Source organism: Psychrobacter sp. AOP31-B2-9 (genome assembly GCF_052378005.1).
Classification (GTDB): Bacteria; Pseudomonadota; Gammaproteobacteria; order Pseudomonadales; family Moraxellaceae; genus Psychrobacter.
The window spans coordinates 1-8,178 of sequence record NZ_JBQSXG010000132.1 but is presented as its reverse complement, the minus strand read 5'-3'; the positions used below and the strand labels follow the sequence as shown (position 1 = coordinate 8,178).

The following is an 8,178-nucleotide window of genomic DNA, read 5'->3' as shown; positions in this document are numbered from 1 at the left end:
AAAAATTTATAAGGTTTGACGGCTATTCAAACGTTTTTAGAACCATCTTATTAGGGTGTGTCTTCATTTTTAAAATGAGGACATACCCTAATATGGAATATGAATTTACATATAGAAACTATGATGCATAAATTCATCAGAAAGTAGTGACAATTAGTTTCAAATCATAACGCAGATAACTGTTATAATTTTAATCTATCACAATGAATGCTACTGTATGGCACTACTGCTCCTCTAATCGTTACTTACTGGTGCATGTTGATAGAAATAAGCAATGACACAAGTAGTTACTTAATTATTTACAATAATAATGTATTCGCGATAAAGTGGAATCACTTAATAAGAGTTAGGATCTATTTAGATACGTTTTACAAAGATAGCTTATTATTGTATCTACCTTCAGCCATTATAATTAAAGCGACACTTAAAATAATTGGCGCTCAAAATATAACTATATAATATTTAGGAGAGATTTCATGTCAAAAGGACAAACTTTACAAGATCCGTTTTTGAACTCGCTGCGAAAAGATCGTATTCCTGTTTCTATTTTTTTGGTCAACGGTATCAAACTACAAGGCCAAATTGAATCGTTTGATCAATATGTTGTTCTGCTCAAAAATACTGTCAGTCAAATGGTCTATAAGCATGCTATTTCAACGGTAGTTCCAGCTCGCAACCCTCGTAGTAGTACATCTCCAAGCACTAGTGCTCAACCCCAAAGCGCTCCAACTGGTTATCAAGGTGGTGGCTTTGAACGTGGTAGCAACCCTGCTAGCGCAGGTGGTTTTGAAGAGCGTGGTTTTGCTTCTAACCGCAGCGGCTTCAATCGTGGTGGTTTTAGCCAAGGTCAAGAACGCGGCTTTGAACGTGGTAGCTTTGGTCAAAGTCAAGAACGCGGCTTTGAGCGTGGTGGCTTTGGTCAAGATCGTGGCTTTGAGAACCCAGCAGATAACGGTGGCTTTGAAGACAGGTCAAACGATGGATCTAATGACAACAATGGCTAAATGTTTACATGCATGATTGGAGGTGCATTGTTAAGACCTAATTTATTCGATTAAGACCTGCTTTTATAGTGGGTTTTTTTGTATAAATAAGTGTATGACAATGCATCTAGTATAGATATAGTTCAAAGAAATTCTACATGGCTACGATGGTCTCTTTTCTAGATGTAGTACTTGTACAATCTGTAGTCAGCTGCTTTACACCCACTTGATGTTTCTTTGACTATAGTTATTTATGTTATTTCTTTCATGTGACGGCAGTTAATTTATTACCGTTTTTGAAATGAAGCCACGCATTAGGCATAGTGTAGTAAAATATCTTATTTTTTATAAAAATAGAGCATATCTATGAACAATTCTCAAACCAATCTAACTCATAAACAATTTATTAGTACAGCTGTTGAAGCAATTAATACCGAGATGTCTGCGTTAGCATTATTGACAGAGCAGATAGACGATAGATTTGCGCAAGCTTGTGATATTATTTTGGCTTGCCATGGCCGAGTCGTAGTGACTGGTATGGGGAAGTCAGGGTTAATTGGTCGTAAGATAGCAGCTACGTTTGCCTCCACTGGTACACCTTCTTTTTTTATGCATCCTGGCGAAGCAGGGCATGGTGACTTGGGTATGTTAGTACAGGGCGATGTTTTGCTTGCTATTTCTAACTCTGGTGAGTCCGATGAGATTAAGATGCTACTGCCTGTCGTCAAGCGTTTGAATATACCTTTGATTAGTATTAGCCGTGATAAGCGTGGCATGCTACCACGTGCTGCTGATATCGTCTTGACACTGGGTAAGTCACAAGAGGCATGTCCGCTTAATCTGGCACCAACTTCTAGTACTACAGCGACCTTAGCACTTGGTGATGCCTTGGCAGTTGCGTTAGTGCATGCCCGTAATTTTACCTCAGAAGATTTTGCATTGTCCCATCCAGCAGGGGCATTAGGTCGTCAGTTATTGACGCGAGTTGAGGATTTAATGCATCCCAGCTCTGAGCATTTACCGATTATTCATCAGCAAGCACCTTTACAAGACGCGCTTTTTACCATGTCGGCAGGGCGCTTAGGTATGACTGTAGTGACAGATGAAAATGAGAAGGTCGTTGGCGTGTTTACAGATGGAGACCTACGTCGTGGCCTCGAAAAAGGCATAGATCTGCAAACGCCGATGTGCGATGTAATGGTGAGCAATCCACGCCGTATTAGTAAGTCCATGCGTGCATCCGATGCTCTTAGTGTAATGAACGAAAATAGTATCAGTCAGTTGTTAATCATCGATGATGAAGAACATTTGGAAGCAATTATTACGGTACATGATTTGCTACAAGCTGGTGTAAAATAAATAAACTGATATGGTAGGTTTAACAATAAAACTTAATTAATAGCCTTAAGTAAGAGGTATGTGATGCAAGACTTAATTAAAAAAGCAGGGAAAGTAAAGTTATTGGTCATGGATGTTGATGGTATCTTATCAAATGGCCAAATCATTTATGATGCCAATGGTATTGAAACCAAAGCATTTTCTGTTCAAGATGGCGTTGGGGTTAAGTCTTTAGCACGCTATGGTATTTTAACGGCTATTATTACTGGTCGCAGCAGCGCTATGGTAGATAAGCGTGCCAAGGAGATGGGCGTTCACTATGTCGTGCAAGGCCGTGATGACAAACTGATTGCTTTAACTGAATTGTTATCAATGCTGGACCCGGCGCTTAATATTACAGCAGCCGATTGTGCTTATATGGGTGATGATTTGCCAGATATTAAAGCAATGCAGACGGTAGGATTTGCTGCAACCGTTCCTAATGCACATGCAGAAGTGATCAGTCGTAGTGATACGGTGACTACTCGTGCAGGTGGTACTGGTGCTGTACGTGAAATATGTGATCTTATTTTGAAAGGTCATGGACATTATCAAAACTTTATCGGGGATTATACGCTTGATGAAGTAAGCAATCAGGGTGAGTTGCCGTGAATACTCGTGTATTAATAGTTATTACCTTGATTATTGCTGGCCTTGCAGGTTGGTTCTTTCAGCAGCAAGCCGAAGTATCACCACCAGTTAGTATAGAGGCACCAGATGTTGATTATGAAGCAACAGAGATTAAGGCGGTGCAAACTAACGAGGAAGGTGAAACAGAGTATGAGCTAACCGCTAAATCTTTGACGCATAATCCTGAAACCAATTTAGATGAGATGTCAGGTATTACTATGAATTGGGAACCTTCTGCAGAGAGTCGCTATCTGATTGAGGCGGGTACGGCTGCCATCAGTCAGCAGACAGGCGATCTGAGTTTGTCAGGTGGATTTTCACTCATTAGTGAAAACAAGAAAGAATCATCTGATATTGAACCGATAAAGGTGACAGGCAGTACGCTCAAAGGCAATACAAAATCAGGTAAAATATATAGCGAAGAGCCTGTACAGGTCGAGCAAGGCATGAACCGGTTTGAGGCTTCTAGTATGACTGCCAATCTAGAAACAGGTGAATACGAGTTTGGTCAAGTTGCCGTCTCTTTTACCTCTGCTGAACGCCAAGATAAAGCATTGTTTTAATCCCAACGATGCTTATTGTTTATATAATAGAACAGCAGCTCGCATAAAGTTTGCAAATTCTACTACCCATTATAAAACGAGTGATTTTTATGAAATCTAAATTTTTGCCTACTTTGCGCCCAAATACAGAAGTGTATGGCTTCAGTCAATTGCGGATATTGCCAATGGTTATGCTATTTGCATTACCGATTTATAGTCATGCGCTGCCATCAGACTCCAATCAAGAAATAAAGCTATTGGCTGATAAAGCGACTTATAGTGAGCGCACAGGTGTCACCAGTTATTCTGGTAATGTCAGTATTACTCAAGGCACATTCAAGATGACGGCAGATAATATTACGGTCAATTTATCACAGCAGCGTAGTATTAATTCAGCAGTAGCCACTGGGCGTCCAGCTACTATGCAGCAGATTGTTACCCAAGAGAAAGGCCTAGCCAAAGGTCAGGCTAGCAAAATCGACTATAATGCAGTTACTGGTATTATCACTTTGACAGGCAATGCTAAATTGGTTCAAAACGGTGCAAGTTTTGCAGGTAATGTCATTCGCTATAGTCTAAAAGCGGGTGATGTCGAGGCGACTGCCGGTGGTAATCAGCGAGTAGAGCTGGTATTCCCACCTAGTAGTAATAGTAGCCAAAGCGGCGTACGTTAATAAGCTAGTTCGTATATTTGTTAATATAGAAACAAGTCTGTTTTCATGTATCCGCGCTTGAATTTTCAACAGTATGAGTAAGTTATGAGTGATAATAAAAGTCTAGATTCTGTAGCATCGCATAATAATACAGCACCTGCTGCGCGACTAACGATGCAAAATTTAGGTAAACGCTATGGCAAACGTTGGGTTGTAAAAGATGTCTCATTCTCGGTTGAACAAGGACAAGTGGTTGGATTGTTAGGGCCTAATGGTGCGGGTAAGACAACCAGTTTTTATATGGTAGTAGGACTGGTGAACATGGATAGAGGCCGTGTAACGCTAGGAAAAATGGACTTGTCTAAATATGCGATGCATGAGCGCGCTCGTGCAGGTATTGGCTATTTGCCGCAAGAGGCGTCTATCTTTCGTAAATTATCTATCGAAGATAATATCTTAGCTATTTTACAAACTCGTAAAGAGTTAAGCAAAAATGAGCAACAGCAAGAACTTGAAAAATTAATTGGTGAGTTTCATTTAGAGCATGTACGCAAATCTTTGGGTATGAGTGTATCTGGTGGTGAGCGCCGTCGCTGCGAAATTGCTCGTGCATTAGCGGCTGATCCAAAGTTTATCTTGTTGGACGAGCCTTTTGCTGGTGTTGACCCAATCTCAGTGGGTGATATTAAAGATGTGATTTTAACACTCAAAAACCGCGGAATAGGGGTGTTGATTACCGATCACAATGTTCGAGATACCCTAGCAATCTGCGAAAAAGCTTATATCGTCTCAGAAGGTGCGATTATCGCAGAAGGCAGTTCTTCTGAAGTTTTAGAAAACGATTTAGTCAAATCTGTCTATCTAGGTAAAGACTTCCAAGTATAAAAGTAGTCCATGCGTCTACGGTTTCGTCACTAATGCTAGAATAAGCGTCATTTTTATAAATACCTATTTCGTTATTGCTCTTTTTTAGGCTTTTATAAAACTTTATCTTCTGTATTTCTATAGAGCAATATATGCCGTATTAATGGCCAGTTTGCCTCATGAAACCTTCAAGTCAGCACTGACAGCAGTGTCAAAGTATTCTATTTGTACTCTTAACTGATCACCTTAATAAGGCTTATATGCTATGGCAAAAAGTAAAAGCAGTTATGTCTGTCAGCATTGCGGTGCTCATTTCGGTAAATGGGCAGGGCAATGTGCAGATTGTGGAGAATGGAACAGCTTGGTTGAAGCCCCAAATGTTAGCATGCCACATCATAATAAAAGCTCGACTAAGCCAGCTGCAAATCGAGCAGCGTCTCGTGTATCAAGTAGTTCTCCAACGGGTAACTATTCTGGTACGCATAGTGCAGTCATGCCACTTAATGCAGTTAGTGTGACATTAGATACGCGCTTACCAACAGGTATTAGTGAGTTTGATCGAGTACTTGGTGGTGGCTTGGTTGCGGGCTCTGTGGTACTGATAGGGGGCGATCCTGGTATTGGTAAGTCAACCATTCTATTGCAAACTGCGACAAATATGGCGCGTGCGGAGTCATTGGCTGGTAGCGCACTTTATGTGACAGGTGAAGAATCGCTTGCACAAGTAGCTATGCGTGCCAAGCGTCTAGATTTACCAGCAGATAGATTGCGTGTGCTTGCGGAGACCAATGTAGAAACAATCTGTGCCGCATTGACACAAGAGCAGCCAGCCATTGCTATTATTGACTCCATTCAAACTATCTATACCGATGCTATCAATTCGGCACCTGGAGGCGTCAGTCAGATTCGTGAGTCAGCCGCTATTTTGACTCGTTATGCTAAGCAAACTGGCACAGCGTTATTTTTAGTGGGGCATGTAACTAAGGAAGGTACGCTCGCAGGGCCTCGTGTGCTTGAACATATGGTTGATACCGTTTTGTATTTTGAAGGTCAGTCTGATTCGCGTTTTCGCATGATACGTGCGGTAAAAAATCGTTTTGGAGCAGTTAACGAACTTGGTATTTTCGGTATGACCGACATGGGCCTTAAAGAAGTTGCCAACCCCTCAGCGATATTTTTGAGTCGTTATGACAAGCCTGTGGCTGGATCTGTGGTTATGGTGAGCCGTGAAGGTACTAGACCGCTGTTAGTGGAAGTACAAGCCTTAGTCGATGACTCCCAAGGCTCGCCTAGGCGGATGGCCTTGGGGTTAGACTTTCAGCGTCTGTCGATGCTGTTAGCCGTCATGCATCGTCATGGTGGTATTCATACTAGTGGGCAAGATGTATATGTCAATGTCGTCGGTGGTGTAAAAGTTATAGAGACAGGGTCTGATTTGGCAGTATTGTTGGCTTGCGCATCAAGCATTAAGGAACGAGCATTACCTTCTTCATTAGCAGTATTTGGTGAGGTGGGACTGTCTGGCGAAATTCGTCCTGTACCCAATGGTCAAGAGCGTCTCAAAGAAGCGATGAAACATGGCTTTAAGCATGCCATCATTCCCAAAGCCAACGCTCCGGCAAAGGATGCTCCTCAATTTAAGGGTATCAATGTCATCGCTGTTGAGCGTCTTGATGATGCTATTGAAAGTGCGTTTGAATTATAGCCCTGTTGGTATAACATAATACAGGCAGTAAACTAGAAAATAAAAAGCGCCTAACTTATAAATAGTTAGACGCTTTTTATTATTTAATATAGGCAAATGAGGGGTTCTAAAATATTATGGTCCTGCAACTCGCTCGATAGAAACGTTGCCAACGCCTTTATTTGTAATACCCAGTTGCTTAGCAGCGGCATACGACAAGTCTAATACACGGTTAGCATGGAAGGGCCCGCGGTCATTTACCTTAACGACGACAGTTTTACCATTGGTATTGTTGGTTACTTTTACATAGCAGTTCAATGGTAATGAACGATGGGCAGCTGTTAAAGCATTCATATCAAACGTTTCGCCACTCGCTGTTTTGCGTCCATGAAACTTACGACCATACCAAGAAGCTAGGCCGGTCTGTTTGAACTTGCTAACGGAATTAGAGGCAACGGCTGTTAGACGCTCTAATACATCTTCATCATTGGTTACTTGAGCCGTATCAACGGCTAGTAATGAGCTACTAAGCGCCAATGAAGTAGGTTGGCGTGCTGATTTAACTAGGTTTGATGCACCGTCATGTTGGCGGCTGAGCTCACTAAGGACGCGGTCAATATGGGAGGCGTTATCTTGTGAAATCATCGCAAGGGATGTGTTTGTTTCTACAGCGTTTGCATTAGTGATCACTGCAGAGCCAGCAAACAGTACTGCTGACATGGTAAATAAACCAGATACACGCTTATTCATAGATACCTCTATAGCTTATACATTAAAATCTAACTCTGATCATATTAGATTGCGTGTGAAAATATCAGATTGACCTGACTGTGTCGCATGTTTTAAAGCCTTATTATCAATTTGATCTTATATCACCATTGATACCAGACAAGACTTTTATAGATTTTAATACAGAGTGATTTTTCTATTATCATAAGTGATCGACTGTAACGTGACGGTAGATGCTTATGATAGGCTCAAATGATAGTCAAGAATATTGGTAAAGCACATCATCTAAATATGTAAATTTAGTACTAGGGCACGCCCCAAACTTATAAACTATCAATGGTTTTCAGTACGACTTTGTGGTCAAACCGTTAATTAAGTAATTTATTTGAAAGCTCTAAATCTATAATCCACCGATTATACGGACTAGCTATAACCAGAATATAATTGGGTGAAAGTTTTTTTAGTAGCTATGTACAGATTTTGTATCAAAGTACATTTAATTGAGATTAACGCAATTGTTTATAAAAAACAAGGGTTAAAACCTATCAGTAATAATTATCAAATATAGATTTTAGTAGGGAGCTTTAAAGAGTTGTTATTTTTATTTTATTAAAATCAACAACTTGTGCTGCCTGAATATATGACTACGAGTGCTTTTTATAGCAGTATAGATATCGCATCATTAAAATAATTAAATATGGGAAGTCATTAAGTTT

8 protein-coding genes are annotated in these 8,178 nt (G+C 40.6%); 7 read left to right on the top strand and 1 reads right to left on the bottom strand.

Annotated elements, in window-relative coordinates; genetic code table 11:
- Positions 1–476 precede the first annotated feature (476 nt).
- The 7 genes from hfq to radA all read left to right on the top strand — a co-directional run bounded on the left by hfq (position 477) and on the right by radA (position 6,754).
- Entirely contained in the window at positions 477–1,004 is a 528-nt protein-coding gene (gene hfq, locus ACT3SX_RS12320) for an RNA chaperone Hfq (protein WP_192520994.1), read from the top strand.
- A 345-nt stretch (positions 1,005–1,349) separates the two neighbouring features.
- Positions 1,350–2,342 (top strand): KpsF/GutQ family sugar-phosphate isomerase, encoded by a 993-nt coding sequence (locus ACT3SX_RS12315; protein ID WP_192520298.1) that lies wholly within the window; start codon positions 1,350–1,352, stop codon positions 2,340–2,342.
- A 63-nt stretch (positions 2,343–2,405) separates the two neighbouring features.
- Positions 2,406–2,972, top strand: a complete 567-nt coding sequence (locus ACT3SX_RS12310) for a KdsC family phosphatase (RefSeq protein WP_192520297.1) — start codon at positions 2,406–2,408, stop codon at positions 2,970–2,972.
- On the top strand, positions 2,969–3,553 hold the full coding sequence (lptC, locus tag ACT3SX_RS12305; RefSeq protein WP_192520296.1) for an LPS export ABC transporter periplasmic protein LptC: 585 nt from the start codon (positions 2,969–2,971) through the stop codon (positions 3,551–3,553). Before ACT3SX_RS12310 ends, lptC begins: the two co-directional genes overlap by 4 nt.
- Before the next feature lie 164 nt (positions 3,554–3,717).
- Positions 3,718–4,206: a lipopolysaccharide transport periplasmic protein LptA gene (gene lptA, locus ACT3SX_RS12300; RefSeq protein ID WP_225739280.1), complete on the top strand. Its 489-nt coding sequence runs from the start codon at positions 3,718–3,720 to the stop codon at positions 4,204–4,206.
- 153 nt (positions 4,207–4,359) lie between these two features.
- A complete protein-coding gene (gene lptB / locus ACT3SX_RS12295) occupies positions 4,360–5,070 on the top strand; it encodes an LPS export ABC transporter ATP-binding protein (RefSeq protein WP_442070042.1) in 711 nt (236 codons plus the stop codon).
- A 244-nt stretch (positions 5,071–5,314) separates the two neighbouring features.
- A complete protein-coding gene (radA, locus tag ACT3SX_RS12290; protein ID WP_192520293.1) occupies positions 5,315–6,754 on the top strand; it encodes a DNA repair protein RadA in 1,440 nt (479 codons plus the stop codon).
- Positions 6,755–6,868: 114 nt separating this feature from the next.
- Here the strand turns inward: radA and ACT3SX_RS12285 are convergent, their stop codons facing one another.
- Positions 6,869–7,483, bottom strand: coding sequence for a septal ring lytic transglycosylase RlpA family protein (locus ACT3SX_RS12285; RefSeq protein ID WP_442070040.1), 615 nt, complete (start codon positions 7,481–7,483; stop codon positions 6,869–6,871).
- Positions 7,484–8,178 lie beyond the last annotated feature (695 nt).

Excerpts from the sequence above, each read along its gene's own strand:
- lptA (WP_225739280.1), top strand. The coding sequence starts at position 3,718 with ATGGTTATGCTATTTGCATTACCGATTTATAGTCATGCGCTGCCATCA.
- ACT3SX_RS12285 (WP_442070040.1), bottom strand. The coding sequence starts at position 7,483 with ATGAATAAGCGTGTATCTGGTTTATTTACCATGTCAGCAGTACTGTTT.
- ACT3SX_RS12315 (WP_192520298.1), top strand. The coding sequence starts at position 1,350 with ATGAACAATTCTCAAACCAATCTAACTCATAAACAATTTATTAGTACA.
- ACT3SX_RS12310 (WP_192520297.1), top strand. The coding sequence starts at position 2,406 with ATGCAAGACTTAATTAAAAAAGCAGGGAAAGTAAAGTTATTGGTCATG.
- hfq (WP_192520994.1), top strand. The coding sequence starts at position 477 with ATGTCAAAAGGACAAACTTTACAAGATCCGTTTTTGAACTCGCTGCGA.
- lptB (WP_442070042.1), top strand. The coding sequence starts at position 4,360 with ATGCAAAATTTAGGTAAACGCTATGGCAAACGTTGGGTTGTAAAAGAT.
- radA (WP_192520293.1), top strand. The coding sequence starts at position 5,315 with ATGGCAAAAAGTAAAAGCAGTTATGTCTGTCAGCATTGCGGTGCTCAT.